This window comes from Janthinobacterium sp. PAMC25594, from assembly GCF_019443505.1.
Taxonomy (GTDB): domain Bacteria; phylum Pseudomonadota; class Gammaproteobacteria; order Burkholderiales; family Burkholderiaceae_D; genus Janthinobacterium.
This window is the reverse complement of the sequence record NZ_CP080377.1, coordinates 3,921,706-3,948,371: the sequence shown is the minus strand read 5'-3', so window position 1 is coordinate 3,948,371 and position 26,666 is coordinate 3,921,706. Positions and strand designations below refer to the sequence as shown.

23 protein-coding genes are annotated in these 26,666 nt (G+C 59.9%); 15 read left to right on the top strand and 8 right to left on the bottom strand.

The window, feature by feature from the left end; translation table 11 throughout:
* Positions 1 to 115 precede the first annotated feature (115 nt).
* Entirely contained in the window at positions 116 to 589 is a 474-nt protein-coding gene (locus KY494_RS17765) for an Lrp/AsnC family transcriptional regulator (protein WP_219887703.1), read from the top strand.
* A gap of 651 nt (positions 590 to 1,240) precedes the next feature.
* Here KY494_RS17765 and glmU read toward each other — a convergent pair.
* Positions 1,241 to 2,617: a bifunctional UDP-N-acetylglucosamine diphosphorylase/glucosamine-1-phosphate N-acetyltransferase GlmU gene (gene glmU, locus KY494_RS17760; protein WP_219134130.1), complete on the bottom strand. Its 1,377-nt coding sequence runs from the start codon at positions 2,615 to 2,617 to the stop codon at positions 1,241 to 1,243.
* A gap of 26 nt (positions 2,618 to 2,643) precedes the next feature.
* Here glmU and KY494_RS17755 point away from each other — a divergent pair, with 26 nt between their 5' ends.
* From KY494_RS17755 to KY494_RS17735, 5 genes are all read left to right on the top strand, one after another.
* Entirely contained in the window at positions 2,644 to 3,549 is a 906-nt protein-coding gene (locus tag KY494_RS17755) for a DUF6279 family lipoprotein (RefSeq protein WP_219887702.1), read from the top strand.
* Between the two features lie 69 nt (positions 3,550 to 3,618).
* Positions 3,619 to 4,278: a 16S rRNA (guanine(966)-N(2))-methyltransferase RsmD gene (rsmD, locus tag KY494_RS17750; RefSeq protein WP_219887701.1), complete on the top strand. Its 660-nt coding sequence runs from the start codon at positions 3,619 to 3,621 to the stop codon at positions 4,276 to 4,278.
* A gap of 112 nt (positions 4,279 to 4,390) precedes the next feature.
* Positions 4,391 to 4,888, top strand: a complete 498-nt coding sequence (gene coaD / locus KY494_RS17745; RefSeq protein ID WP_034752633.1) for a pantetheine-phosphate adenylyltransferase — start codon at positions 4,391 to 4,393, stop codon at positions 4,886 to 4,888.
* Between the two features lie 14 nt (positions 4,889 to 4,902).
* Entirely contained in the window at positions 4,903 to 5,169 is a 267-nt protein-coding gene (locus KY494_RS17740; RefSeq protein WP_034752637.1) for a YfhL family 4Fe-4S dicluster ferredoxin, read from the top strand.
* Between the two features lie 101 nt (positions 5,170 to 5,270).
* On the top strand, positions 5,271 to 5,867 hold the full coding sequence (locus KY494_RS17735) for a chalcone isomerase family protein (protein ID WP_219887700.1): 597 nt from the start codon (positions 5,271 to 5,273) through the stop codon (positions 5,865 to 5,867).
* Between the two features lie 64 nt (positions 5,868 to 5,931).
* Here KY494_RS17735 and KY494_RS17730 read toward each other — a convergent pair whose 3' ends face one another.
* On the bottom strand, positions 5,932 to 6,237 hold the full coding sequence (locus KY494_RS17730) for a hypothetical protein (protein WP_070218913.1): 306 nt from the start codon (positions 6,235 to 6,237) through the stop codon (positions 5,932 to 5,934).
* A gap of 192 nt (positions 6,238 to 6,429) precedes the next feature.
* Between KY494_RS17730 and KY494_RS17725 the strand changes: the two genes are divergently transcribed.
* On the top strand, positions 6,430 to 7,410 hold the full coding sequence (locus tag KY494_RS17725; RefSeq protein WP_034752642.1) for a LysR family transcriptional regulator: 981 nt from the start codon (positions 6,430 to 6,432) through the stop codon (positions 7,408 to 7,410).
* 51 nt (positions 7,411 to 7,461) lie between these two features.
* On the opposite strand, the gene KY494_RS17720 is transcribed toward KY494_RS17725, so the two are convergent.
* Both KY494_RS17720 and KY494_RS17715 read right to left on the bottom strand, forming a co-directional pair.
* Positions 7,462 to 9,021 carry a methyl-accepting chemotaxis protein gene (locus KY494_RS17720; RefSeq protein ID WP_219887699.1) on the bottom strand — a complete coding sequence of 520 codons (1,560 nt, stop codon included), beginning with the start codon at positions 9,019 to 9,021 and terminating at the stop codon, positions 7,462 to 7,464.
* Positions 9,022 to 9,225: 204 nt separating this feature from the next.
* A complete protein-coding gene (locus tag KY494_RS17715) occupies positions 9,226 to 9,681 on the bottom strand; it encodes an Lrp/AsnC ligand binding domain-containing protein (protein ID WP_010393827.1) in 456 nt (151 codons plus the stop codon).
* A 206-nt stretch (positions 9,682 to 9,887) separates the two neighbouring features.
* Between KY494_RS17715 and putA the strand changes: the two genes are divergently transcribed.
* Entirely contained in the window at positions 9,888 to 13,541 is a 3,654-nt protein-coding gene (putA, locus tag KY494_RS17710) for a trifunctional transcriptional regulator/proline dehydrogenase/L-glutamate gamma-semialdehyde dehydrogenase (RefSeq protein WP_219887698.1), read from the top strand.
* Positions 13,542 to 13,617: 76 nt separating this feature from the next.
* Here the strand turns inward: putA and KY494_RS17705 are convergent, their stop codons facing one another.
* Positions 13,618 to 14,394, bottom strand: coding sequence for a 5'-methylthioadenosine/adenosylhomocysteine nucleosidase (locus tag KY494_RS17705; protein WP_258194299.1), 777 nt, complete (start codon positions 14,392 to 14,394; stop codon positions 13,618 to 13,620).
* 1,452 nt (positions 14,395 to 15,846) lie between these two features.
* Here KY494_RS17705 and KY494_RS17700 point away from each other — a divergent pair.
* The 7 genes from KY494_RS17700 (at position 15,847) to KY494_RS17670 (ending at position 24,577) form a co-directional block, all read left to right on the top strand.
* A complete protein-coding gene (locus KY494_RS17700) occupies positions 15,847 to 17,472 on the top strand; it encodes a GMC family oxidoreductase (RefSeq protein WP_219887697.1) in 1,626 nt (541 codons plus the stop codon).
* A gap of 133 nt (positions 17,473 to 17,605) precedes the next feature.
* Positions 17,606 to 18,376, top strand: coding sequence for an ABC transporter ATP-binding protein (locus KY494_RS17695; protein WP_100875064.1), 771 nt, complete (start codon positions 17,606 to 17,608; stop codon positions 18,374 to 18,376).
* Positions 18,376 to 19,098, top strand: coding sequence for an ABC transporter ATP-binding protein (locus KY494_RS17690; RefSeq protein ID WP_219134121.1), 723 nt, complete (start codon positions 18,376 to 18,378; stop codon positions 19,096 to 19,098). The genes KY494_RS17695 and KY494_RS17690 overlap by 1 nt, the downstream gene beginning before the upstream one ends.
* Before the next feature lie 70 nt (positions 19,099 to 19,168).
* A complete protein-coding gene (locus tag KY494_RS17685) occupies positions 19,169 to 20,377 on the top strand; it encodes an ABC transporter substrate-binding protein (RefSeq protein WP_219887696.1) in 1,209 nt (402 codons plus the stop codon).
* Between the two features lie 157 nt (positions 20,378 to 20,534).
* Positions 20,535 to 21,419, top strand: coding sequence for a branched-chain amino acid ABC transporter permease (locus tag KY494_RS17680; protein ID WP_219134119.1), 885 nt, complete (start codon positions 20,535 to 20,537; stop codon positions 21,417 to 21,419).
* Positions 21,420 to 21,450: 31 nt separating this feature from the next.
* A complete protein-coding gene (locus KY494_RS17675) occupies positions 21,451 to 22,431 on the top strand; it encodes a branched-chain amino acid ABC transporter permease (RefSeq protein WP_219887695.1) in 981 nt (326 codons plus the stop codon).
* A gap of 82 nt (positions 22,432 to 22,513) precedes the next feature.
* Entirely contained in the window at positions 22,514 to 24,577 is a 2,064-nt protein-coding gene (locus KY494_RS17670) for a 3-hydroxybutyrate oligomer hydrolase family protein (RefSeq protein WP_375143488.1), read from the top strand.
* A gap of 3 nt (positions 24,578 to 24,580) precedes the next feature.
* Here KY494_RS17670 and KY494_RS17665 read toward each other — a convergent pair whose 3' ends face one another.
* The 3 genes from KY494_RS17665 to sugE form a co-directional block, all read right to left on the bottom strand.
* Positions 24,581 to 25,738 (bottom strand): iron-containing alcohol dehydrogenase, encoded by a 1,158-nt coding sequence (locus KY494_RS17665; protein WP_219887693.1) that lies wholly within the window; start codon positions 25,736 to 25,738, stop codon positions 24,581 to 24,583.
* Positions 25,739 to 25,822: 84 nt separating this feature from the next.
* A complete protein-coding gene (locus tag KY494_RS17660) occupies positions 25,823 to 26,182 on the bottom strand; it encodes an NADH-quinone oxidoreductase subunit A (protein ID WP_219887692.1) in 360 nt (119 codons plus the stop codon).
* Positions 26,183 to 26,193: 11 nt separating this feature from the next.
* A complete protein-coding gene (gene sugE / locus KY494_RS17655; protein WP_219887691.1) occupies positions 26,194 to 26,514 on the bottom strand; it encodes a quaternary ammonium compound efflux SMR transporter SugE in 321 nt (106 codons plus the stop codon).
* Between the last annotated feature and the right edge of the window lie 152 nt (positions 26,515 to 26,666).

Here is a 26,666-nt window from a genome sequence, read left to right as displayed (position 1 = left end):
AGTGCGTGAAATATGCTTTCTAAATCCTTATATTTTTGACAGAATATTTCATGACTATTTAACGATGAAATATTATTTCATTTATACTCAATATATTTTCCAATTCATCAAAATCATGAGCGAGCACAATATTACCCTCGACGAAATCGATCGTCGCATCCTGAATGCCTTGCAAATTGATGCGTCGCAAACCAACAGCGAGCTGGCGCAAGCGGTGCACGTCTCGGCGCCCACATGTTTGCGCAGGGTCAAGCATTTACGGGAAAGCGGCGTCATCGAGCGGCAAGTGGCCATCGTCGCGCCGCAGCTGGTGGGCGCGCGCCTGACGGCCATCGTGGAAATCACGCTCGACGTGCAGGCGTTTGAACGCATGGCGGAATTCGAGCAGCTCGTGGCGGACGAGCCCGCCGTACTGCAATGCTACCGCGTCTCGCCCGGGCCCGACTTCGTGCTGATGGTGCAGGTGGCCGACATGCCCGCGTATCACGCGCTGGCGCATCGCCTGTTTGCCGTGCATGCGAATGTACGCAACGTGAAAAGCTATTTTTCCACGTTTCGCAGCAAGTTCGAGACGCGCATCGCTGTGTAAACCCTGCTGGCAGAGAAGTTATCCCCGCTTATCCCGGCCTTTCTTCCCGCTTATGCACAAGTTTATCCACAGTATGAAAATCACGGATTTCCACGGCCGCCACATCCAGCCTCGTGCGAGCCTTCTCAATAATTGTGCATCGCTTCCCGGATAAAACTTATCCCGGCTTATCCATCGCTTGCCCACCTTTTAATCACAGGCTTTTGCACAGCTTTACCCACAGCCAGGCTTTACAAAAATTCCTTAAATATCCTTTTAATACAGGGACTTATAAGTTATTCATGGCTTATCCGCAAACTATGCACAAGCTTATCCACAATCCGGACAGACAAAAATATGACGATACTTTCATAGTCTGCGAGACTGGCTTGCCTCCTGGAGCGCCAAGCTGGGCCGGATAACTTATCCCGTCTTTTCCACAGGTTTTTTACAGTTTATACGCAGCTTATACCGGGCTTATCCATCACTTGTCCGCATGCTTGTTCACATGTTTATCCACACTCCAAAATATAGTGGAAATACCTGATGGAAATAAGGTGGTGACTTATCCCAGGTTGCCAGCCAACTTTCCACAGGATTATCCACAGGCATAAAAAAACGCCGCCAGCCCGGACAGGCTGGCGGCGTCATGCCGGATGAGGGCGGTATCGCTTACTTGGGGATTTTTACGGGACGCGTCCAGCCGTCGATGGTCACTTGCCGCGCGCGCGAGACCGTCAGCTTGCCGGCCGGCGCATCTTTCGACAAGGTCGTACCGGCGCCCAAGGTGGCGCCCTTGCCGACGGTGACGGGTGCGATCAGCTGGCTGTCGCTGCCGATAAACACGTCGTCTTCAATCACCGTGCGGAACTTGTTTACACCATCGTAGTTGCAAGTGATCGTGCCGGCGCCGATGTTGACCTTCGAGCCGATGGTGGCGTCGCCGATGTAGGCCAGGTGATTGGCCTTGCTGTGCGCGGCGATCTGGCTGTTTTTCACTTCAACGAAGTTACCGATATGCACGTCTTCCGCCAAGACCGTGCCGGGGCGCAGGCGCGCGTAGGGGCCGATGATGGAAGCGGCGCCGACGACGGCGTCCTCGATATGGCAGAACGGCTTGATGTGCGCGCCAGCGGCCACCGTGGCGTTGATGATGACGTTGTTGGCGCCCACGCGCACGCCGTCGCCCAGTTCCACGCGGCCTTCAAACACGCAGCCGACGTCGATGGTGACATCGCGGCCGCAAATGAGTTCGCCGCGCACGTCGATGCGGGCCGGGTCCAGCAGGGTCACGCCCCGTTCCAGCAAGGCTTGCGCGATATTGTTCTGGTGAATGCGTTCCAGCTGCGCCAGTTGCACCTTGCTGTTGACGCCCGCCACTTCCCACACGGCAGCCGGGTGGGCCGAGGTGACGGCCACGCCATCGGCGACGGCTTGCGCGACGATATCGGTCAGATAGTATTCCCCCTGGGCATTGTCATTCGACAAGGCCGACAGCCATTGCTTGAGCTGCACGGTGGGCGCGACCATGATGCCGCTGTTGATTTCGCGGATGGCGCGCTCTGCTGGCGTGGCATCCTTTTCCTCGACGATGCGCACGATGGCGCCGTGCTCGCGCACGATGCGGCCCAGGCCAAACGGATCGTCCTGTTCCACGGTCAGGATGGCCAGCTTGTCCTTGCCGGCCGCCTGCACCAGTTGCTGCAGGGAGGCGGCGCTGGTCAGCGGCACGTCGCCGTACAGGATCAGGGTCGGCACGCTGTCATCGAGCAAGGACACGGCTTGCTGCACCGCATGGCCGGTGCCCAACTGCTGCGTTTGCTCGGCGGCGTCGATCGTCAGAGCATGGCTGGTCTTGTAGCCGTCGAGCAACTTCAGCACCGCTGCGCCCCCATGCCCGTAAATCACGCATAATCGGGACGGCGCCAGGCCGCGCGCCGTGTCGATGACGTGCGACAACAGCGGCTTGCCGGCCAACGGGTGCAATACCTTGGGCAGTGCCGACTGCATGCGTTTGCCCATACCGGCAGCGAGAATGACAACGTTCATAGACCGTAATTTTATAAGTTAAGAATATGAAAAAGTTTAACACGCAGGTCCCGTCTTCCACGCCCTTTGGGCGTTTTACTTATGCCGTGCTGGCCCTCATGCTCGTCGTCATGGCCGGCTGCAGCGGCTTGCGCCTGGCCTACAACAATGGCGATACCGTGCTGTACTGGTGGCTGAACGCATATGTCGACCTGGACCGCGACCAGAAGGGCTGGGTGCGCGACGACATCGACAAGCTGTTCGACTGGCACCGCAAGACGCAATTGAAGGATTACGTGGACATCCTGCGCACGGGCCAGAAGCAGCTGCAAGGCAATATCACGCAGGCTGACCTGATGAGCGACTACAGCGAGATCAAGCAGCGCACCCAGGCGCTGCTGCTGAAGGCGGCGCCCGAACTGGCCGACCTGGCGCGCTCGCTCAAGCCCGAGCAAATCGCGCAGATGGAAAAGAAGTTCAAGTCGAACAATGATGATTACCGCAAGAAATACCTGAGCGGCGACCAGGAGAAGCGCCAGAAACTGCGCTACAAGAAAGCCATGGAGCAATTCGAACTGTGGTTCGGCAGCTTCAGCAGCGAGCAGGAAGCGATCATCCGCAAGGCCTCGGACGCGCGTCCGCTGAACAATGAGATCTGGCTCGACGAACGCATGCGGCGCCAACAGAACGTCTTGAACCTGGTCAAGAAAGTCAACCAGGAAAAACTCGGCAAGGAAGCGGCCGCTACCTTGATCACGACGTTGATCAAGGACAGTTTCGAGCGCCTGGAACATTCCGAGCGCAAGGCCTTTTTTGACGCTTACGAAAGCAGCACGGCGCAGATGGTCTTGACGGTCATCAAGATCGCCACGCTGGCGCAAAAAGCCCACGCCGTCAAGCGCATGCAGGGCTGGATCGACGATTTCAATTCCCTGGTCACGCAAGCCAAATAGACAGGCAGCGCCAGCAGGGGGGAGGGGGCCATATGCTATAGTGGCCGCCACCGAATTGAAGAAATACCCATGCAAAAGAAAATTAAAAAACCCGCCAAAGTCCCCGTCCACCACGCGCCGCCACCGAACCAGGTGCGCATCATCGGCGGCCAGTGGAAGCGTTCCGTGCTGCCTGTCTTGCAGGCACTGGGCCTGCGCCCGACACCGGACCGCGTGCGCGAAACCGTGTTCAACTGGATCAACCACTTGCGCGACGGCGACTGGTCCAACGCCCAGGTGCTGGACCTGTTCGCCGGCAGCGGCGCACTGGGTTTTGAAGCGGCCAGCCGCGGCGCGGCATCCGTCACCATGGTCGATACGCACACGCCCGTGATCCGCCAGCTGGAAGAAAACAAGGCGAAATTGCGCGCCGAGAATGTGCAACTGCTGCGCGGCGACGCCCTGCTGACGGCGCAAGGCCTGGCAGCGCGCGGCCAGCGTTTCGACCTGATCTTCCTCGACCCGCCGTACCAGCAGGATTTCCTGGCGAAAGTGCTGCCCCTGTGCGCCAACCTGCTCAAGGAAGGCGGCATGGTCTACGCGGAATCGGGCTTGCCGCTGGTCTTCGACGAGAGCAGCGAACTGGACAAACCCGAGTGGATGGCGCCGTGGGAAGTCATCCGTGCCGACAAGGCGGGCACCGTTTATTATCATTTGCTAACTTACAACAAAGTGACGCCAACTGCCTGAATCTGCCTATAAATGAGGCAAAAAAGCTCCCTGGCCCGAGGCGCAGCACCAAGGTGGTCACCAATTTCAGGCATAATGCGCGTCTATATTGGTGCATCATCAGGGAGCCGCAATGGTTGTAGCCGTTTATCCAGGAACATTCGATCCGCTCACGCGCGGTCATGAAGATTTGGTGCGCCGCGCATCGGGTCTGTTTGACAAGCTGATCGTCGGTGTGGCCGACAGCAAGAACAAGCAACCGTTTTTCTCGCTCGACGAACGCCTGGAAATCGCCAACGAAGTCCTCGGTCACTATCCGAATGTACAAGTGGAAAGCTTTTCCGGCTTGCTCAAGGATTTCGTGCGCAAACATGAAGCGCGCGTCATCGTGCGCGGCTTGCGCGCCGTTTCCGACTTCGAATACGAATTCCAGATGGCGGGCATGAACCGCTACCTGCTGCCCGATGTCGAAACCATGTTCCTGACACCGTCCGACCAGTACCAGTTCATTTCGGGCACCATCGTGCGCGAAATCGCGGCACTGGGCGGCGACGTCTCCAAGTTTGTCTTCCCCTCGGTGAACCGCTGGCTGCAAAACAAGATTGCCGCCAACGCTGCCTCATCGCAATAAGTAAGAGTGAAATCATGGCATTACTGATCACCGACGAATGCATCAATTGCGACATTTGCGAGCCCGAATGCCCGAATGACGCGATCTACATGGGCGCGGAAATCTATGAAATCGATCCCAACAAGTGCACCGAATGCGTGGGTCACTTTGACGAGCCGCAATGCCAGCAAGTGTGCCCCGTCAGTTGCATCCCCTTCAATCCCGCCTGGCGCGAAAGCCCGGAGCAATTGATGGCCAAGTACGAACGCCTGCAGGCCGAGCTGCCCGCCGCCAAAACCTAAGCCTTTCTCCCGCGCCACTTCTGCGTGGCGCCAGCTTCTGCCAACTGTTCTACACTGTGTGCTGACTTATCCACAGCCCATGGTTTCCACGGAGGTAGAAGATGCAAATAAGCACATCCCGTTTGGGCCGCTCCCTGGCTTGTGCCTGCCTGTGCGCCGCCCTGGCGCAAGCAGCGCTGGCCGTCGAGGTAGGCGGCGTCAAACTGGACGAGACCGTGCAACTGGCCAGCCGCGAATTGAAACTCAACGGCGCCGGCGTGCGCTACAAGGTCATCTTCAAGGTCTACACGATTGCGCTGTACCTGCCGGAAAAGAAAACCCAGCTGGCCGACATCCTGGCGCTGCCCGGGCCGCGCCGTCTGGAAATCGTCATGCTGCGCGACATCACTTCCGACGAGCTGGGTCACGCCTTCATGCAGGGCTTGAAGCGCAGTTCCGAGCAGGCCGACCGCACGCGCCTGCTGAGCCAGACGATGCAGTTCGGCGCCATGTTCGCCATGGTGCCCGGCCTGAAAAAGGGCGACATTCTCACCGTGGACTGGCTGCCGGAAGAGGGGACGTTGTGCAAGCTGAACGGCAAACAGGTGGGCGACACGGTGCCGGACCTGGCCTTTTACAATGCGCTGCTGAAAATCTGGATCGGCGCCCATCCGGCCGACACGGTGTTGCGCGCACATTTGCTGGGCGACGTGGCGTAATCGGCTGGCGACTGGCGTAAAAAAAGCCGGCGCAGGCCGGCTTGTCATTGCAACAGTTGATCGCTCAGGCGCGCGTCGACAGGGCGCGCAATTCGGCGGCATTGCTTGGCGACACGCCATCCATCTTGCCCAAGGTACGTTGCAAGGCTTGCGCTTCGCGCATCTGCTGGCGCGCCAGGCGCTCCTCGCGGCTCAGCTTGGGACGCACCACCAGCACCATGGCACGGGCAATGCCCACCAGCAAAGGCTTGAACAGCAGGGCGAAGGCGCCGACGGCGACGATCACCAGCACGAGTTGCAGGGCGTTCAGCAGGGAAATTTCCAGCACGGGTGCGGATACTGCGTACAGGGCGGAGGCGAAGGTAGACATACTGTTCCAGTGCATTATAGAATTTGCCAGTACTATAGTGCAGTGCAACATATAAATCTAATTCCATTTCTTGATACCAATTATATGAATCGTGAATGGAAAACGGTAATATTTTTTGACGAGTGAAAATATTCGCGCCCGGCGCGGTTTACACTCTCAAGTAATCAATTCAACTTTTATCTTGGGCTTTCCATGAGTTTTCTGACGCTGGATCTGAACTTGCTGCGTGTTTTCGACGCCGTCATGACGGAACAAAACCTGACGCGCGCAGCCGGCCACCTGGCGATGACGCAGCCGGCGGTATCGAACGCCATCAAACGCCTGCGCGAGAGCCTCGGTGACGAATTGCTGATCCGCACGGCATATGGCGTCAAACCCACGCCCCGCGCCGAAGCGCTGTGGCCGTCCGTGCGCTCGGCCCTGGCCAGCCTGGAAGCGGCCGTCACGCCGGAAACCTTCGACGTGTCGAAGACCCACGCCACGTTCCGCATGGCCATGGCCGATGCGACGGCCGCCTTCTGGCTGCCCTCGCTGATGCGCTCGATCGAACGCGAAGCGCCGGGCGTCAACGTGCGCATGATGCCGCTGACCACGCGCGAACCGCGTCCCATGTTGCTGCGCGGCGATATCGACCTGGCCGTGGGCTTCTTTCCCGGCGTGGCGGCGCAATTGTCGAGCGAAACGGGTTCGCCCATCCGTCACGAGCGCCTATATTCCGGCAAGTATGTGTGCGTGATGCGGCGTGGCCATCCGCTGGCCGACAAGGAATTGACCCTGGATAACTATTGCGCGGCCAACCATTTATTGGTGAGCTTTTCCGGCCGCGCACATGGCTTGATCGACGAAGCGCTGTCGCAGATCCACCGCGAACGGCGCATCTTGCTGACGGTCAACCAGTTCTTCACGGCAGGGCGCGTGGTGGCCAATTCCGACCTGATCACCGTCTTGCCACGTCATCTGATCGCCTCGACGGGCATGACGGAGTCCTTGCTGTACAAGGATTTGCCATTGACCCTGCCGGCCGTCCACCTGGACATGCTGTGGCACGAGCGCGACGCCCGCAGCCCCGCCCACAAGTGGCTGCGCAACCACCTGGAAAGCATGAACACGCCCACTTTACGGACGGCGACGGCGGCCGGCGGCGGCGTGGCACCCAAGCCGCATATTGAGTAACCGTAACCGGCCCAAGAAAAAACGCCTGATGATCTCTCATCAGGCGTTTTGCTATGCGTGATTGCTGGACCTGTACCCAATTCTGAAACCGCCCCAGTGCTTGCCATCGACGTGGATGGGCACGGATAAATCGTGCATGACCTCGCCCGTGTCGCGCTTATAGGTCTGCAACAGGAAGGCCTTGGTGTTACTGCCGCAGCGCTTGCCCGTACGGTCGCTGAAGATGCGCTTGGTGCGGTTATTCACGATGTCGGTGGCGTAATCGCCCGTCAGCGGCTGGGAAAACTTCTTGTTGTGCGTTGGAAAGTATCCATTGTTGTCGACGGCGCCCGCATACGCCAGATGGGGCAATGCCGCCAGCACGCCTTCCTGCAGCTCCGGCAGCACCTTGTCCGTAAACGCATCGAACTTCGTGTTGTGCTTGGGCGGATTGGTGTTCGGGATGGGCCGGTAGTGGCGGTCGAACAGGGCTTCGCGCGTGATGCGCCCCGAAGCGATCGCCTGCTCGAACAGTTTGCCCACCTCGCGCGCCGCGTGCTGGGCCGTCTCACGGATCTCGTCGTGCGGCGTGGCCACACTCGATTCGCCCAAAGCGCCGGCGATCGCCTCGGCCCGCTCTGCCAGCGCCATGGCCGACTGCGTGGCACGCGGCAATTCGACATTCGTCGACAGCATGCTGTCGCGGATTTGCAGGATGGCGTCGGCGATCAGCTGCGTCGTCTCGACGTGTTCGCGCGAGGCGCGGGCGATTTGCCCGATCTCTTCCTCGGATTCGCCCGACGATTCCTCGATATGGCTCAATGAGGCATGCACGCTTTCCACATTGCGCGCCGCTTCCGTCACGCCGGCCGCGAGCGAACTCATGCCACGCGCGGCTTTTTCCGCTTGTTCATTGATTTCGCGCACCATCACGCTGATTTCATCGGAGGCTTCCTTGGTGCGCTGCGCCAATTGCCGCACTTCGCCGGCCACCACGGCAAAACCGCGCCCATGTTCGCCGGCGCGCGCCGCTTCGATGGCGGCGTTCAGCGCCAGCAAGTTGGTGCGCGCGGAAATATCGGAAATGGCTTCCGTAAAGCCCGTGATGCGTTTGGATTTGTCCTGCAAGCTCAGCATGGTGCTGGAGGCGCCTTGCGCTTCCTCGCGGGCCTTATTGATGCGGCGCAAGCCCTGATCCACTTCGGCGCGCGCCGCCACGCTTTCCACGCGCACGCCGGCGGCCACCTTGGCGGCCCGTTCCGCATTGGCGGCGATCTTTTCCGTCATCACGGCATTTTGTGCGGAACTGTCGGCGATGTCGCTGGCCGTGCGGACATCGAGTTCCACCTTCTGTTTGACGGAATCGACAAAATACGAGGTTTCCGCCGCGCCGATCATGATGGCGTCGATGGCGTTGCCCACCGTGTCGGCGAACTGGTGCAAGCCCGGCTCGCCGCGCGCACGGCCGGCGAACGCCAGCAGCGCAGCGCCGATGGCGGCAGCCACGCAGGCAATCAGATACGGATGGTCGCCGCCCGACAGCAGCAGCATATAGGCCAGGCAACAGGCGACGGCCATGGCCAGGATCGTGAATACAAAGAAACGCACCAGCTGATGCTGCAACTGCTTCATTTGTCCCCCGCTGCGCGAACCCGTCACGTCCCGTTGAGGGGACGTGCTGTAACCGTATGCGGGTGGGCACGATTGCCCACCTTGCACCCTGAACGTCACGTCTGCGCGGCGTTTCAGGCGGCTACCGGATAGCAGAATTGTAGTTCTACCCTACAACATTTGTTCCGATAGCTCAATCAGAAAAGTGGGGCGGCTACACCGAGGTCACTTAATTGGCAATTTGGTGGTGTTTTTGACCTCTTCCATGACGGCATAAGTGTGGGTTTCCCGCACACCTTTCTGCAACAGCGTCTTGCCCAGGAATTCGCGGTAGGCGGCCATGTCCTTGACGCGCGCCTTGACCAGGTAATCGAAACCGCCAGCGACCATATGACATTCCAATACCTCTGGGATGATTTGTACGCTATGCTTGAAGGCGTCGAACACTTCCGGTGTCGTGCGATCGAGCACCACTTCGATGAACACCAGCAGCGACACGTCGAGCAACTGCGGGTTCAACTGGGCCGTATAGCCCATGATGTAACCGGATTCGTGCAATTTGCGCACGCGCTCCAGGCAGGCGGCCGGCGACAGGTTCACGCGCGCGGCCAGCTCCACATTGCTGATGCGTCCATCGCTCTGCAATTCCATCAAGATTTTCTTACTGATCTTGTCCAGCATTCCTATCACCCCCAAATTAATATTATTTGGTTAAATTGTCGCATCAAAAACTATCTATTGCTAGTCCCCTGTATTACCAGAATTAATCCATAAGAATCCCCTTTACAATCGAATCATCTTAACGTCCGACTTTCTGTATTTTTTTGCACCAAAAAAGAGCAAGAATTACGTCCGTTTTCGTCCCCTTTTCCTTGTAAAGAGCACTTATGCACCCTGCAGGCCCCTCGGCTTTTACCCCGATTCCTTTTGCTGCGTTCCAGGCAGAAATCCTGCCCGAAGCGACACCACAACGCGCCGCCATCACCACCGCCTATAGGCGCGATGAGGTTTCCGCCGTGCAGTGGCTGTTGCAACAGGTGCGCCCCAGCAGTACCGAAACGACGGCCGAGGGACAAGCGCTGGCACACCGCCTCGTCTCGAACGTGCGCCACAAACGCACACGCGCCTCCGGCGTCGATGCGCTGATGCACGAGTTCTCGCTGTCGTCGGAAGAGGGTGTTGCATTGATGTGTCTGGCTGAAGCGCTGTTGCGTATACCCGACAGTCAAACGGCCGATCGCCTGATCGCCGACAAAATCAGCAAGGGCGACTGGAAGAAGCATCTGGGCGAATCGCCGTCGCTGTTCGTCAATGCCGCCACCTGGGGCTTGCTGATTACGGGCAAACTGGTCAGTACCAGCAGCGAATCGGGTCTCGGCTCGGCCATGACCAAGCTCATCGCCAAAGGCGGCGAACCGCTGATCCGCAAGGGCGTCGACCTGGCCATGCGCATGCTGGGCAACCAGTTCGTGACAGGGCAAACCATCGAGGAAGCGTTGAAGAACAGCCGCGAGAATGAAACGCGCGGCTACCGTTACTCGTACGACATGCTGGGCGAAGCGGCCCTGACGCAAGCCGACGCGGCCAACTACTACGCTTCGTACGAAACGGCGATCCACGCCATCGGCAAGGCGTCGAACGGCCGCGGCATCCGCAACGGCCCCGGCATTTCCGTGAAACTGTCGGCCCTGCACGCGCGCTATAGCCGCGCCCAGCGCGCCCGCGTCATGGAAGAATTGCTGCCGAAGGTCAAAGCGCTGCTGTTGCTGGCCAAACAGTACAACATCGGCTTCAACATCGATGCGGAAGAAACGGATCGCCTGGAACTGTCGCTCGACCTGATGGAAGCACTGGCTTTCGATGCGGACCTGGCCGGTTTCGACGGCATCGGCTATGTGGTGCAGGCGTATCAAAAACGCTGCCCCTACGCCATCGATTTCCTGGTCGACCTGGCGCACCGCAGCGGCCGCAAGTTCATGGTGCGCCTGGTCAAGGGCGCGTATTGGGATGCGGAAGTCAAACGCGCGCAAGTCGATGGCCAGGAAGGCTATCCCGTCTACACGCGCAAGGTCTACACGGACGTCTCTTACCTCGTGTGCGCGCAAAAACTGCTGGCCGCCAGCAGCCTGATCTATCCACAATTTGCCACGCACAACGCGCAAACCCTGGCGACCATCTATACCTGGGCAAAGCGCGACGGCATCACCGACTACGAATTCCAGTGCCTGCACGGCATGGGCGAGACGCTGTACGACCAGGTCGTCGGCCCCGACAATCTCGACAAGCCGTGCCGCATCTACGCGCCCGTCGGCTCGCATGAAACCCTGCTGGCCTACCTGGTGCGCCGCCTGCTGGAAAACGGCGCCAACTCGTCGTTCGTCAATCAGATCGTCGACGAAAGCGTGGCCATCGATAGCCTGATCCGCGATCCGCTGGAACAGGCGCGCCTGCAGGGCGGCTTGCCGCACCCGTCGATCCCGTTGCCGCTGGACATGTTTGGCAGCGAACGCAGGAACTCGGCCGGCCTGGACCTGTCGAATGAAGACACCTTGCGCACCTTGGCCACCGGCCTGGCGCAGCAGCAAACATGGCAGGCAGCGCCGCTGATTGATGGCGCCGTCAGCCTGAATGGCCCCACGCACATGCTGCACAACCCGGCCCAGCACGACGATGTCGTGGGCAAGGTCATGGAAGCCGGTCCGGCCGACGTGGAAACGGCGCTGGCCAGCGCCAGCGCGTATGCCATCGAGTGGCAAACAACAGAACCGTCGCTGCGCGCACAAGCGTTACAACGCGCGGCCGACCTGTTCGAAGAGCACCATATCGAGCTGATGGCCCTGGCCGTGCGCGAAGCGGGCAAGTCGCTGCCGAACGCGATCGCGGAAATCCGCGAAGCCGTCGACTTCCTGCGCTATTACGCGGCGCAGGTGGAACACGCGCCGGCGACCCTGGCGCTCGGTCCCGTCACCTGTATCAGCCCGTGGAATTTTCCATTGGCCATCTTCACGGGTCAACTGGCCGCCGCCCTGGCCGCCGGCAACGTGGTGCTGGCCAAGCCGGCCGAGCAAACGCCGCTGATCGCCCACCGCGCCGTGCAATTGCTGCATGCGGCCGGCGTGCCGCGCGGTGCGCTGCAATTTTTGCCCGGCAGCGGCGAGATCGTCGGTGCCGGCCTGTGCAATGACGCGCGCGTCAAAGGCGTGATTTTCACGGGCTCGACGGAAGTGGCGCAATTGATCAACCGCAATCTGGCCGCGCGTGCCGTGGCCGAAGGCATCGACATTCCCCTGATCGCCGAAACGGGTGGCCAGAATGCCCTGATCGTCGATTCGTCCGCCTTGCCGGAGCAAGTGGTGCAAGACGTGATGTCGTCCGCTTTCGACAGCGCCGGCCAGCGCTGCTCGGCCTTGCGCGTGCTGTTCCTGCAAACGGAAATCGCCGACAAGACCATCCACATGCTGAAAGGCGCCATGCAGGAATTGCGCGTTGGCAATCCTGACCGTCTGGCCACCGATATCGGTCCCGTCATCGATGCGGAAGCGCAAAGCAATCTGCTGGCGCACATCAACAAGATGAAAACCATGGCCATCGACCATTATTCGCTCGATTTACCGACCGTCAAAGGCACGTTCGTCGCCCCGACCGTGCTGGAAATCAAGTCGCTGGCGCAATTGACGCAGGAAGTCTTCGGCCCCGTACTGCACGTGATCCGCTACAAGCGGGCTGAACTGCCGCAACTGGTGCAATCGATCAACGACAGCGGTTACGGTTTGACCCTGGGCATCCATACGCGCATCGATGAAACCATCGATTTCATCACCAAACGCGCGCACGTGGGCAATATTTATGTGAACCGCAACATCGTCGGTGCCGTCGTCGGCGTGCAGCCGTTCGGCGGCGAAGGCAAATCGGGCACCGGTCCGAAGGCGGGCGGCCCCCTGTACCTGAAACGCCTGCAGCGCAATGCGCCGGCCGGTGTGCAGCACCAGCGCCAGGCACCGCCCGCGCTCGACGCGCTGACCGTCTGGGCCAAGATGCATGGCCACGACAAGGTCGAGCAATTGGCGCAGGAATACGCGCGCACGACCTTGCTGGGCAGCACCACCGTCTTGCCAGGCCCGACGGGCGAGCGCAATACCCTGAGCTTTGCCGCGCGGGGCACGATTCTGTGCGCGGCAGCCACCTCCGGCACCTTGATGAACCAGCTGGCGGCCGTGCTGGCCACCGGAAACCAGGCCCTGGTGCTGGCGCAGGCGCCGGAGTTGATCCCGGGCGACTTGCCGGCGGCGCTGAAGGACCGCATCCAGGTCGTCAGCAACCTGGAGTCGGTCAAGCATGATTTCCAGATCGCCATGATCGAGCCGAGTCTCGATGACCAGCTCAAACCGCTGCTGGCGGCACGGGAAGGGGCCCTGGTGGGCACCATCGCCACCACGCAGGAGGGTGTCATCCCCCTGTGGCGCCTGGTCGCTGAGCGGGCGCTGTGCGTGAATACGACAGCGGCGGGCGGTAATGCGAGTTTAATGATGCTCAGCGTCTAATATTTAAGCAGGTCATCAACGCAAAAAGGGCAGAACCAGTGGTTCTGCCCTTTTTTTATGCACGCTAGCTGAAAAATCACCCGGCCAGGCGCTGGCATAGCTGCTGAATCACCGTGAACGCGTACGGCGAAGCAACCGTTTGCACGAAACGCATGAAGTCGACGGCCGCCTCTTCGTTCGCGTTGTCGGAAATGGTGCGCATGACGGTAAACGGCACACCGAGTTCAAAACAGACTTGCGCCACGGCGGCGCCTTCCATTTCGACGGCCAGCAGGTCGGGGATATCCACTTTGAGCTGGTGCAGATGCGCGGCGCTGCTGATGAACTGGTCGCCGCTGGCGATCAGGCCCCGGTGGACTTGCGCGTGCTGCAAGCCAAATGCCACGATATCGGCCGCCTTGAGCACGCTGGAAACATCGTCACGCAAAAAATCTTCCGCGGCGGCGGCCAGTTGCGTGCTCAGTTCCAGATCCGTAGCGAAGCGCTGCAGTCCCGTCAGCGGTACTTCGAAGCGGGGAAATAAAGGTCGGGCGTCCATATCGTGCTGCAGCAGCGATTCCGCCACCACGATGTCGCCGACTTTCACGTGTTTATCGCCACTGCCGGCCACGCCGGTGAAGACGATGTGGGTAACTTCGTACTTTTCCACAAGGATAGAAGCTGTCATGGCAGCGGCAACCTTGCCCAGACGCGACAGGACGCACACAGCGTCGATATTCCACAAGGTCCCAAGGGTGTAGTCGCGCATGCCGTGCGAACGCCTCTGGGGGCCTTGCATGGCCTCTACCAGCCCCTGCTGTTCTTCGTGCAAGGCACTGATGATGCCTAAACGCATTTTTTTGTGTGAATTCATGCTGTTTTTACAGGTTTTTTGCATTGCAAGACGGTTTACAGGGTGAAAACAGCCGTTTGGGCGACTTTTCCACCGTTCGCGTTTGTCTCTGTGTTTTAAATAAAGATGTATACATAAAAATAGTAGTGATAGTAAACGGCCATTTTTTTGTGGATAAGTCGGTATACCGTCTAAAAATCATCGACTTAGCGCACAAAAAAGTAGGCGCACAAGCATTGTATCCAGCGAGGACTTGTTTGGGATAAAAATTGAGCTGTGGACAAAGAACGACTTTTCCCACATCTCATCCTGTGGATATGCAGACACTTATCCACAGTGGCAAGCAAAAATCACGGGTTTTCTTGCTGTAGTGGCATGTTTAATGTGCTTCATACGTTCAGATCCCTGTTTGGCAATCAACCTTAAGCGTTCACGAACGTTGTTCTTTCACGGACCTTGGCATCGAGGTGATTCCTGGAAGACGGTTTGGCAGTGGGTCGCGCTGTTGCCGTTGGCTTTTTTCTTTGACGTTTTTTGCATGCTTTTTGGAAATATCCCCGGACTTCCGCTTTTTTTGTCGGTTTACAATAGATCTATATATAAAAATAGTAGTAATAGTAAACGCGGTTTTTTCTGTGGATAAGTCACTTTTTTTCAACAGGATCAAGCGTTTACGCGCAAAATAAAGCGTGCATAATCGCTGTATCACGCGAGGAGCAAAATTGTATAAAATGCGGGCCTGCGCAAATGTTCGTGTTTACTCACAAGTCATCCTGTGGATATCAAGTGACTTATCCACAATCGCTTCAAATCCCCCCTCTTTTCGACATCGAACCGCTTGCTGGCCCTGTGCCTGCTCAAGCCGGTTGACGTTTCCATTTTGCAAAACGGTTTGGCAGTGCAGTGCGCGTGATGCCGGCGTGCCGGTTTTCGTCGCTCAGTTGTTGGCACGATTTTTTTTGTCAGCCAAAGCAGCTCGTCGGCTTTTTTTGAGGACAGGCTTGCGAACCTTTCCGAAGGTCAAGCACAGGCAAAGCGCGCGTTGTCGGGTTTACCTTAATAAGATCGTATACAAGAATAGTAATAGTAGTTAACGGCGGCATCTTCTGTGGATAAGTCCCGATTTATCCTTGTAAACAATCGCTTGGCGTGCGGATAAGCGCTGAGTAAGGGTTGTATCTGCGTGGGACGGTTTCTGGACAAAAAAACGCCGCCGAAAAAATTTTTCGTTTACGCACATATCGTCCCTGTGGATATCCATACGGTTATCCACAGCTTGCGACCCCTGTTTTGCCCGGCTTTTTAGCTTGTCGCGAGGCTCGCCACGATTAATGTCGCCCTGGCCCGGCACTGGTGGTAATCTCAATCTGGCTCAACAGCCATGCATGCATGAAGAAAGACAGACTCTGGTAACGGGACGCGGTGGGGAGACACGCCGCGCGACAGCTTGATGGCATACCGAAAGGAGCTTCATTGGAATCGGCAGGCGAATACGACTACATCATCGTGGGCGGCGGTACGGCAGGTTGCGTGCTGGCCAATCGGCTCACACGCGACAAGGATGCCAACGTTTTACTCGTGGAAGCGGGCGGCAAGGACGATTACGTGTGGATCCACATCCCCGTCGGCTATCTGCATTGCATCGGTAATCCCCGCACGGACTGGCTGTATTCCACGCAGGCGGACGCGGGCCTGGGCGGGCGCAGCCTGATGTATCCGCGCGGAAAAGTGCTCGGGGGCAGCTCTTCCATCAACGGCATGATCTATATGCGCGGCCAGGCCGGCGATTACGACCACTGGGCCGACCTGACGGACGACGCCTCCTGGCGCTGGGACAAAGTCTTGCCGCTATTTAAACAAAGCGAGGATTATTACGGCGGCGCGTCGGAAAACCATGGTGCGGGCGGCGAATGGCGCGTGGAAAAACAGCGGCTGTCGTGGGATATTTTGAATGCTTTCCGCGATGCGGCGCAGCAAGTCGGCATTCCGAAAACCAGCGATTTCAATGGCGGAGATAATAGCGGCAGCGCCTATTTCGACGTCAACCAGCGCCGCGGCATCCGCTGGAATACCTCGAAAGCGTTCCTGAAACCGGCGTCGCGCCGGTCGAATCTGACCATCATGACGGGTTGCCACGTGGAACGTCTGCTGCTGGAGACCACCGAATCGGGGCCGCGCTGCACGGGCATCGTGTTTACGGGCGGCGGCACGCAGTGGCAGGCGACGGCCAAACGGGAAACCTTGCTGACGGCGGGGGCCATCGGATCGCCCCAATTGCTGCAACTGTCCGGTATCGGCCCGGCCGCCTTGCTGCGCGAACACGGCATCACGCCCGTGCTGGACTCTCCTGGCGTAGGCGGCAATTTGCAGGATCACTTGCAGCTGCGCATGGTCTTTAAAGTGCAGGGCGTCAAGACTTTGAACGTGATGGCCAGCAATATTGTCGGCAAGATGCAGATCGGCTTGCAATATGCGCTATTTCAGAGCGGGCCCATGTCGATGGCGCCGTCGCAGCTGGGCGCGTTCGCCAAGTCCGATCCGCAGCAAGCCACGCCGAACCTGCAATATCACGTGCAGCCGCTCTCCCTGGATAAATTCGGCGAACCGCTGCATGCGTTTCCCGCGTTTACGGCCAGTGTCTGCAATTTGCGCCCCACCTCGCGTGGTCATGTGCACATCGGGTCGGCCGACAGCTATGTGGCGCCGAAGATTGTGCCCAATTACCTGAGTACCGAGCCGGACCGCAAGGTCGCTGCCGACGCCTTGCGCCTGACGCGCGCCATCGCCGCCGCGCCGGCCCTGAAAAAATTTGCGCCGCAGGAATACAAGCCTGGCGTGCAATTCCAGAGCGAGGAAGAGCTGGCGCAGGCGGCCAGCCAGATCGGCACCACCATCTTTCACCCGGTGGGTACTTGCCGCATGGGCGTGACAGGCGATGCATCGAGCGTCGTCGACAGCCAGCTACGCGTGCTCGGCGTGGCCGGTTTGCGCGTCGTCGATGCCTCCATCATGCCGTACATTACTTCTGGTAATACGAACTCGCCCACCGTGATGATTGCGGAAAAAGCGGCGCAAATGATACATGCGGCCTGGAAATGACCGCGGCAAAGCGCGGGTTTGCGCTATTCGGGCTGGCGAAAAATCCCCGTAGTTATACTGTATTGTGCGTTAAATTTAAGTTGTGTATTATAAAAATGACTAAGTAGTACAAAAAGTACAACTAGGAGACACGATGTCAAACGTAATCTTGGAAACAAGAAATTTGACCAAGGAATTCAAGGGTTTCACCGCAGTGAGCGAGGTGAACCTGAAGGTAGAGCGGGGCCATATCCACGCCTTGATCGGTCCTAACGGCGCCGGCAAGACCACGTGTTTCAACTTGCTCACCAAATTCCTGGTCCCCACCGGTGGACAGATCCTGTTCAATGGGAAAGATATTACGGCAGCCAAACCGGCGCAGATCGCCCGCATGGGCGTGATCCGTTCCTTCCAGATTTCCGCCGTCTTCCCGCATCTCTCCGTGCTGCAAAATGTGCGCATCGGCTTGCAGCGCCAGCTGGGCACCTCGTTCCACTTCTGGCAAAGCGAACGTGCCTTGAACCAGCTCAATGACCGCGCCATGGCCTTGCTGGCCGAAGTCGACCTGACGGAGTTTGCCGACACCATCACGGTTGACATGCCGTATGGACGCAAGCGGGCCCTGGAAATTGCCACCACCCTGGCGATGGAGCCGGAAATGATGCTGCTCGACGAGCCGACCCAGGGCATGGGGCATGAAGACGTGCACCGCGTCACCGAACTGATCAAGAAAGTATCGGTCGGCCGCACCATTTTGATGGTGGAACACAATATGAGCGTGGTCTCTGGCATCTGCGACAAGATTTCCGTCCTGCAGCGCGGCGCCATGCTGGCCGAAGGCAGTTACGCGGAAGTGTCGCGCAATCCGCAAGTGATGGAAGCGTACATGGGCACCACCCACGCCGAACTGGAAGGGGCACATTGATGACCGCTAGCAACAAGGCACCCGCGCTGGAAATTGCACAACTGCACACCTGGTATGGCGAATCGCACATCCTGCACGATGTGAACTTGAAAGTGGAGCAGGGCGAAGTGGTGACTTTGCTGGGCCGTAATGGCGCCGGCCGCACGACCACCTTGCGCGCCATCATGGGGCTGACGGGCGCACGCACGGGTTCCATCAAAGTCAATGGCGTCGAAGCGATAGGTTTGCCCACGCACAAAATCGCCCACCTGGGCATCGGCTATTGTCCTGAAGAGCGCGGCATTTTTTCCTCGTTGTCGACGGAGGAAAACCTGATGCTGCCGCCGACACTGGCCAGCGGAGAGAAGGGTATGTCGGTCGAGGAAATCTACGCCATGTTCCCGAATTTGCAGGAACGCCGCCACAGCCAGGGCACGCGATTGTCGGGCGGGGAACAGCAGATGCTGGCCGTGGCGCGCATCCTGCGCACGGGCGCGCGCCTGCTGCTGCTCGATGAAATTTCCGAAGGCCTGGCGCCTGTCATCGTGCAGGGCCTGGCACGCATGATTACCACCCTGAAAGCGAAGGGGTACACCATCGTCATGGTGGAACAGAATTTCCGGTTTGCCGCACCGCTGGCGGACCGGTTTTATGTGATGGAGCACGGTCAGATCGTCGAGACTTTTGCTGCATCCGAACTGGAAGCCAAGATGCCGGTATTGACCGAGCTGCTTGGCGTGTAATGCCCATGTAGTTCCGTATCGTCGTCGAGCAATCGTTTAAATAGCAAACAATAATCCCAACGGAGACACTATGAAACGTAACGCTATCGCCATTGCCACCGCCACTCTTTGCGCCCTGGGCTTTTCCGCCGCCGCGCACGCCCAGGTATCGGGCGACACCATCAAGATCGGTTTTATTTCCGACATGTCGGGCGTGTATTCCGACGTCGACGGCCTCGGTGGCGCGGAAGCCATCAAGATGGCGATCGCCGATGCCGGCGTGGTATTGGCCGGCAAGAAGGTGGAGTTTATTTCCGCCGACCATCAAAACAAGGCCGACATCGCCGCCTCGAAGGCGCGCGAATGGTTCGACCAGCAAGGTGTCGACATGCTGATCGGCGGCACCAATTCCGGCGCCAGCCTGGCCATGGCCAAGGTGGCGGCGGAAAAGAAAAAAATCTTCATTGCCATCGGTGCCGGTTCCTCGCGCCTGACGAATGAAGAATGCACGCCTTACACCGTGCATTACGCCTACGATACGGTGGCGCTGGCGCGCGGCACGGGCGGCACCATCGTCAAACAGGGCGGCAAGAGCTGGTATTTCATGACGGCCGACTATGCATTTGGCCATTCGCTGGAAAAAGACACGGCCGAGGTCGTCAAGGCGGCCGGCGGCAAGGTGCTGGGCAGCGTCAAGCATCCGCTGGGCGCCTCGGATTTCTCGTCCTTCCTGCTGCAGGCACAAGCGGCCAAGCCGCAGATCCTGGGCCTGGCCAATGCGGGCGGCGACGCCATCAACAGCATCAAGGCGGCCAACGAGTTCGGCCTGACGAAGTCGATGAAACTGGCCGGTTTGCTGATCTTCATCAACGACATCCATTCGCTGGGCCTGAACCTGACGCAAGGCATGTACCTGACCGATGGCTGGTACTGGGACTTGAATGCGGACACGCGCGCCTGGTCGAAACGCTATTTCGCCAAGATGAAGAAGGAGCCGTCGATGCTGCAGGCGGCCGACTATTCGGCCGCGGCGACCTACCTGAAAGCCGTCAAGGCGCTGGGGACGGATGACACCGAAAAAGTCATGGCGTATCTGAAGAAGACCAAGATCAACGACATGTTTACCCAGAATGGCGAAGTGCGTCCCGATGGCCGCATGGTGCACGATATGTACCTGATGGAAGTCAAGAAACCGTCCGAGTCGAAATACCCATGGGATTACTACAAGGTGGTCGCCACCGTGCCCGGTGCGCAAGCGTATGTGACCAAGGCTGAATCGAAGTGTTCGTTGTGGAAGTAAGGCTGTAGCAACCTCCACGGAGTGCCCGCCGCTGCGCGGGCGCTCTGTCCTGCACTTCGCCCGCAGGGTTCGCCTTGCGCCGCCGCAGCCGTTTGCGGTGGCGCGTTTCCCTTGATACCACACCGCTACCCGGCGGTGCTTTTTATACTGTGATGCCATGGAAATTTTCGGCGTTCCAATACAAGCGATGATGAGCCAGCTGCTGCTGGGTCTTGTCAACGGCTCGTTCTATGCCATGTTGTCCCTCGGTCTGGCCGTCATTTTCGGCTTGCTCAACGTTATTAATTTCTCGCATGGCGCCATGTACATGATGGGCGCCTTCCTGGCCTGGATGGGCCTCAGCTATTTCGACATCAATTACTGGGCCATGCTGGTCATCGCCCCGATCCTCGTCGGCCTGGTCGGCATCCTGATCGAAAAGACCATGTTGCGCTGGCTATATAAACTCGACCACCTGTATGGCTTGCTGCTGACCTTTGGCATCACCCTGATCATGGAAGGCGTGTTCCGCTCGTTCTATGGCGTCTCGGGCCAGCCGTATGCCGTGCCTGAAGCGCTGGCCGGCGCGACGGACCTGGGCTTCATGACCCTGCCGAACTACCGCGCCTGGGTGGTGATCGCCTCGCTCTCCGTCTGCCTGGCCACCTGGTTCGTCATCGAAAAAACCAAACTGGGCGCCTACCTGCGGGCCGGCACGGAAAACCCGAAACTGGTGGAAGCGTTCGGCATCAACGTGCCGCTGATGGTGACCTTGACGTTTGGCTTCGGCGTGGCCCTGGCCGGTTTCGCCGGCGTGCTGGCGGCACCGATCATCCAGGTCTCGCCGCTGATGGGCTCGAACCTGATCATCGTCGTGTTTGCCGTGGTGGTGATCGGCGGCATGGGTTCCATCATGGGTTCCATCCTGACGGGCCTGGGCCTGGGCGTGATCGAGGGCCTGACCCGCGTGTTCTACCCGGAAGGCTCGGCCACCGTGGTGTTCGTGGTGATGGTCATCGTGCTGCTGCTGCGTCCCGCCGGCCTGTTCGGCAAAGAAAAGTAATCCTCATCAGTCATGTATTGGAGCTACCACGATGAATAAGAATGTAGGCTACGCCATTGCCCTGCTGCTGGCGTTGGCGGCCCCGTTTTACGGCTATCCCGTCTTCCTGATGAAGTTGCTGTGCTTTGCCCTGTTTGCCTGCGCGTTCAATTTGCTGATCGGCTACACGGGCTTGCTGTCGTTCGGCCATGCGGCCTTTTTCGGCGGCGCTGGCTATGTCACCGGCTACGCGCTGCGCACCTGGGGCTGGCCAACGGAACTGGGCTTGCTGGCCGGCGTCGCCACGGGCGCCTTGCTGGGCCTGGTGATCGGCGGCCTGGCGATCCGCCGCCAGGGCATCTACTTTACGATGATCACCCTGGCGCTGGCGCAGATGGTGTACTTCCTCGCCTTGCGGCTGCCGTTCACGGGCGGCGAGGATGGCTTGCAGGGTGTTCCACGTGGAACCTTGCTGGGCATGATAGACCTGGGCAATGACACGGTGCTGTACTACGTCGTGCTGGCCATTTTTGTCGCCGGCTTCGCCCTGATCGTGCGCACCATCCACTCGCCGTTCGGGCAAGTGCTCAAGGCCATCAAGGAAAACGAACCGCGCGCCATCTCGCTCGGCTACGACGTCAACAAGTACAAGCTGATGGCCATCGTGCTGTCCGCTTCGCTCGCTGCCCTGGCCGGCGCCACCAAGACCCTGGTGCTGGGCTTTGAAACCCTCACCGATGTGTACTGGGGCATGTCCGGCCTGGTCGTGCTGATGACCCTGGTGGGCGGCATGGGTACCATGGCCGGTCCCATCCTCGGCGCCGTGCTGATCATCGCGCTGGAAAACAAGCTGGGCGATGTCGGCACCTATCTGGCCACGCACACGGGCATCGAGTGGTTCGGCACCCTGGGCGAATCGGTGGGCATGGTCACCGGCGTGATCTTCGTCATCTGCGTGCTGCTGTTCCGGCGCGGCATCGTCGGCGAAGCCATCGCGCGCTTCGGTGGCAGGCCAGCCAAAGCCGCTGTCTGATTTTCAAGCAACGCCGGACAAATCGTCCGGCGTTTTTCATTGTGCGTCCACTGTTACCTCAACGGAGAGAACCACCATGCAAATGACGATCACGCGCGCGGGCACGACTGGCATGCGCCTGTGCACCTTGCTGGCCTTGGCAGCCTGCGGCAGCAACCATGCGCCGGAAGAACTGAACCAGATGCCCGGCTACCTGGGCACCATCACGCGCGCCGACTACGACGGCAAGACGAACGATCTGCTGACTGCCGGCCTGGGCAAGACGGGGCTGGCGGGCGCCACGCCCTTGTATGCGAATGCCGAACAGCCGACGCCGCTCGAACTGCGCCGCAATGCGATCCACGCCAACTACCGCGCCGTGCTCGACATCGCCGCCAACAGCGGCTACGGCACCCTGTACGGACCGAACGTGGATGCGTCCGGCAATGTGGGTAGCGGTGAAGGCTTGATTCCTGGCAGCGAATACATCGCCTATGCCGATGATGGCACGGGCAAGAAGAATGTCACCTTGATGGTGCAGGTGCCGGCCAGCTTCGACCCGGACCGTGCCTGCATCGTCACGGGCACGTCGAGCGGCTCGCGCGGCATCTACGGCGCCATCGGCAGCTCCGGTGAATGGGGCTTGAAGAAGGGCTGCGCCGTGGCGTATGCGGACAAGGGTTCCGGCACGGGCCTGTATGTGTTCGAGGACGACAGCGTCAACCTGCAGAACGGCGTGCGCGCGGGCCGGGTGGCCGCCGGCAAGAGCGCGCTCTTCGCGCCCGACTTGAGCGATGCGGATCGCCTCGCCTGGGTCGGGGCCAACCCGAACCGCATCGCCTTCAAGCATGCGCACTCGCAGCAGAACCCGGAGAAGGATTGGGGCAAGGTCACCTTGCAGGCGGTCGAGATGGCGTATTACGTCTTGAACGAACGCTACGGCGTGCTGGCCCGCGACGGCAGTTCGCGCATCGTGCGGCTGACGCCGAAGAACACCATCACGATCGCCTCGAGCATTTCCAACGGTGCCGGCTCGGCCCTGCTGGCGGCGGAGCAGGATACGCAAGGCTTGATCAGCGGCGTGGCGGCCAGCGAGCCGCAGGTGCAACCGCAGCCGTCCACGGCCTACAGCGTGCGCCAGGGCGGGGTGGTAGTGAACGCACCGGGGCGCGCGCTGTTTGACTACGCCACCTATGCGGCGCTGTACCAGCCGTGCATCGCGTCCGTGGCCGGCAATGCGGGACGCTGCACGGTGCTCGTCAGCAAGGGGCTATTAAACGGCGCCGACCTGGCGGCGCAGCAGGCGGACGCGAAGCAGCGCTTGCGCGCGTATGGCTGGCTGATCGATTCCGATCCGCTGCAGGCGGCGCATGCGGGCACGAACATCCTGGTGGCCGTCACGTATGCGTATGCCTACGGGAAATTTTCCGTGACCGATAAAGTGTGCGGTTTCACGTTTGCGCAGACGGACGGCAGCGGCAATCCCATCGCGTTTACCTCGGCGCAAAAGGCGGCCAGCTTTGCCGCGCAAAACGGCATCCCCGGCAGTGTCGTGTACGAGAACAGCGTGGGCGGCGCCAAGGGCTACACGGCCGGCGTGTCACCGTCGACAAGTCTGGCGGATCAGTCGCTCGATGGCTTCCTGTGCCTGCGCAGCCTGGCGACGGGGCGCGACGCCGTCAACGGCGCCAACCTGGAAGGCACTTTGGCAGGACAGAGCGTGCGCGTGCGGGCGGGCATGGCCGAGGTAGCGGCCAGCGGCAAACTGAACGGCAAGCCGGCCATCATCGTGCACGGCCGCAGCGATACCCTGATTCCCGTCAATCACGCTGGGCGCGCCTATCTTGGCCTGAACGCCGCCGTGGAAGGAAGCAATAGCAAACTGCGCTATATCGAGGTGACCCATGCCAACCACTTCGATTCCTTCAGCAGCGCCTTGCCGACACTGATCGTGCCCTTGCACGTATACCTGAACCGGGCGCTCGATGCCATGTATGCGCATTTGTCTGTCAAGCAAGCCTTGCCGCCATCGCAGGTGGTGCGCACGGTGACGCGCGCCGATGCGTCGACCTTGATCACGACTGTCAACGTGCCGGCAATAGCGTCGACGCCGGCGGCAGGCAATGCGATCAGTGTGACGGGGACGGTGGTGGATGTGCCCGACTGAGTCTCATAGCGCTGCCACATAGATGGCGCGGGCATCCTCGCGTGTCACGACGCGCGGATTGTTGCCCAGCAATCGCGTCTGCAGCATGGCGCCGTCGGCCAGCCGATCGAGGTCGCTGGCCGCGATGCCCACCTCGCGCAGGGTACGCGCGATACCGGTGGCGCACGCCAGCGCCTGCATGGCATCGATCAGGGCTACGGCCCGCGCTTCCTCGCTGCCCACGATGCCGGGCTGCAAGACGGCCGCCAGTTGCGCATACAGCGGCGCCGCGTGGGACAAATTGAAACGCAGCACGTGCGGCAGCACCAGTGCGTTCGACAGGCCGTGTGGCACGTGAAACAGTCCCCCGATGGGATAGGCAAGCGCATGCACGGCGGCCACGGGCGCGTTGGCAAACGCCTGGCCGGCCAGCATGGCGCCGAGCAGCATGGCCTGGCGCGCCGGCAAGTTGTTGCCATCGCGGCAGGCGGTAAGCAGGTTGCTGGAGAGCAGCGACAGCGCTTGGGTGGCCAGCATATCGGACAAGGGATTTTTCAGCAGGCGGCTGGTGTACGCTTCGATCGCATGCACCATGGCGTCGATGCCGGTGGCGGCCGTCACGGCAGGAGGCAAGCCCAGGGTCAGGCTGGCGTCGAGGATGGCCAGGTCCGCATACAGTTGCGGCGCGACCACGCCCATCTTGCTGGTGGCACCCGTGGTGACGATGGCGATGTGCGTCACCTCCGAGCCCGTGCCGGCCGTGGTGGGCAATTGCACCAGAGGCAGGCGCTGGCCATGGACATTGCCGATGCCATACAGTTGCGCCAGTTCCTGGCGGCCCGGCGCCAGCACGGCGATCAGCTTGGCCACGTCCAGCGAGCTGCCGCCACCGAGGCCGATAATCAGTTCCACGTGAAACATCTGGGCCTGGGCCACACCGGCCAGCACGATGGCTTCCGAGGGATCGGCTTGCACGTCGGCAAAGACGTGTGCTTCGATTCCCGCCGCCAGCAGGCTGTGCAGGGGAGCATCGGCCAGGCCCGTGCGCAGGAAGCCTGCGTCGGTGACGAGCAGGGCGCGGCGCACGGTGGGGAAGTGATGGGCGACGTGCGCGCCCAGTTGGGTGGCGGCGCCTGGTTCAACGATCAGATGCGGCACGGTGCGGAACTGGAAGGCGGACATGCGTACTCCTGGCAGGAACGATGACAGCAAGCTTACTCCGCTTTTCCGCTGTGCGCCTGTTTCACGTGGAACCAGAAGCGGGGCTTACTCCCACTCCAGCGCGCCGCGTTTCCATTCATACGCCAGGCCGATGGCCAGCACGCCCAGAAAACCCATGACGGCCCAGAAGCCAGGCAAGCCCAGTTCGTTCACATTGGCCGCCCACGGCATCAGGAAGATCACCTCGATATCGAACAGGATGAACAGGATGGCGACCAGGTAGAAGCGGATGTCGAACTTCATGCGTGCGTCGCCGAACGCTTCGAAGCCGCATTCGTACGGGGACAGTTTTTGCGGATCGGGCTTGTGCGGACCGAGTACGCGTCCCAGCAGCATGGGCACGATGCCGACCAGGATGCCGATCAGAATGAACAGCAGGACGGGAAAATAGTTTTCGAGGAGCATGGGGATTCCTCTCAGTGGCTGGACGACAGTTTCATCAGCACGATGCCGCACACGATGAGGACGGCGGCGCACACGCGCATGGTGTTGACTTGCTCGCCCAGAAAGACGATGCCGACGATGAAGGCGCCGACGGCGCCGATGCCCGTCCAGATCGTGTAGGCCGTGCCCAGGGGCAGGGTGCGCATGGCAATCGACAGCAAGCCGAAGCTGGCGATCATCATGACGATGGTCATGATGGAAGGGGTGAGTTTGCTGAAACCCTCGGAGAGTTTCATCGAGTATGCCCACACGACTTCCAACACGCCGGCAATGAGTAAAAGTATCCAGGCCATGGCGGCTCCTTATACAGAGCGGGCCGTCCCGGTGTGTGCCCATGATGGGGGAGGCCGTCCTCCTGGATGATCGCCGCGATGGCCACTGGCGTGACCACGGTTGCGGACGATGCGGCAATTGTAGCAAACATTTCACGGTACCGCAGCCCTCT

Bases quoted from the DNA above. Each gene is read 5' to 3' on its own strand.
- KY494_RS17765 (WP_219887703.1), top strand. From the start codon at position 116: ATGAGCGAGCACAATATTACCCTCGACGAAATCGATCGTCGCATCCTG.
- glmU (WP_219134130.1), bottom strand. From the start codon at position 2,617: ATGAACGTTGTCATTCTCGCTGCCGGTATGGGCAAACGCATGCAGTCG.
- KY494_RS17755 (WP_219887702.1), top strand. From the start codon at position 2,644: ATGAAAAAGTTTAACACGCAGGTCCCGTCTTCCACGCCCTTTGGGCGT.
- rsmD (WP_219887701.1), top strand. From the start codon at position 3,619: ATGCAAAAGAAAATTAAAAAACCCGCCAAAGTCCCCGTCCACCACGCG.
- coaD (WP_034752633.1), top strand. From the start codon at position 4,391: ATGGTTGTAGCCGTTTATCCAGGAACATTCGATCCGCTCACGCGCGGT.
- KY494_RS17740 (WP_034752637.1), top strand. From the start codon at position 4,903: ATGGCATTACTGATCACCGACGAATGCATCAATTGCGACATTTGCGAG.
- KY494_RS17735 (WP_219887700.1), top strand. From the start codon at position 5,271: ATGCAAATAAGCACATCCCGTTTGGGCCGCTCCCTGGCTTGTGCCTGC.
- KY494_RS17730 (WP_070218913.1), bottom strand. From the start codon at position 6,237: ATGTCTACCTTCGCCTCCGCCCTGTACGCAGTATCCGCACCCGTGCTG.
- KY494_RS17725 (WP_034752642.1), top strand. From the start codon at position 6,430: ATGAGTTTTCTGACGCTGGATCTGAACTTGCTGCGTGTTTTCGACGCC.
- KY494_RS17720 (WP_219887699.1), bottom strand. From the start codon at position 9,021: ATGAAGCAGTTGCAGCATCAGCTGGTGCGTTTCTTTGTATTCACGATC.
- KY494_RS17715 (WP_010393827.1), bottom strand. From the start codon at position 9,681: ATGCTGGACAAGATCAGTAAGAAAATCTTGATGGAATTGCAGAGCGAT.
- putA (WP_219887698.1), top strand. From the start codon at position 9,888: ATGCACCCTGCAGGCCCCTCGGCTTTTACCCCGATTCCTTTTGCTGCG.
- KY494_RS17705 (WP_258194299.1), bottom strand. From the start codon at position 14,394: ATGAATTCACACAAAAAAATGCGTTTAGGCATCATCAGTGCCTTGCAC.
- KY494_RS17695 (WP_100875064.1), top strand. From the start codon at position 17,606: ATGTCAAACGTAATCTTGGAAACAAGAAATTTGACCAAGGAATTCAAG.
- KY494_RS17690 (WP_219134121.1), top strand. From the start codon at position 18,376: ATGACCGCTAGCAACAAGGCACCCGCGCTGGAAATTGCACAACTGCAC.
- KY494_RS17685 (WP_219887696.1), top strand. From the start codon at position 19,169: ATGAAACGTAACGCTATCGCCATTGCCACCGCCACTCTTTGCGCCCTG.
- KY494_RS17680 (WP_219134119.1), top strand. From the start codon at position 20,535: ATGGAAATTTTCGGCGTTCCAATACAAGCGATGATGAGCCAGCTGCTG.
- KY494_RS17675 (WP_219887695.1), top strand. From the start codon at position 21,451: ATGAATAAGAATGTAGGCTACGCCATTGCCCTGCTGCTGGCGTTGGCG.
- KY494_RS17670 (WP_375143488.1), top strand. From the start codon at position 22,514: ATGACGATCACGCGCGCGGGCACGACTGGCATGCGCCTGTGCACCTTG.
- KY494_RS17665 (WP_219887693.1), bottom strand. From the start codon at position 25,738: ATGTCCGCCTTCCAGTTCCGCACCGTGCCGCATCTGATCGTTGAACCA.
- KY494_RS17660 (WP_219887692.1), bottom strand. From the start codon at position 26,182: ATGCTCCTCGAAAACTATTTTCCCGTCCTGCTGTTCATTCTGATCGGC.
- sugE (WP_219887691.1), bottom strand. From the start codon at position 26,514: ATGGCCTGGATACTTTTACTCATTGCCGGCGTGTTGGAAGTCGTGTGG.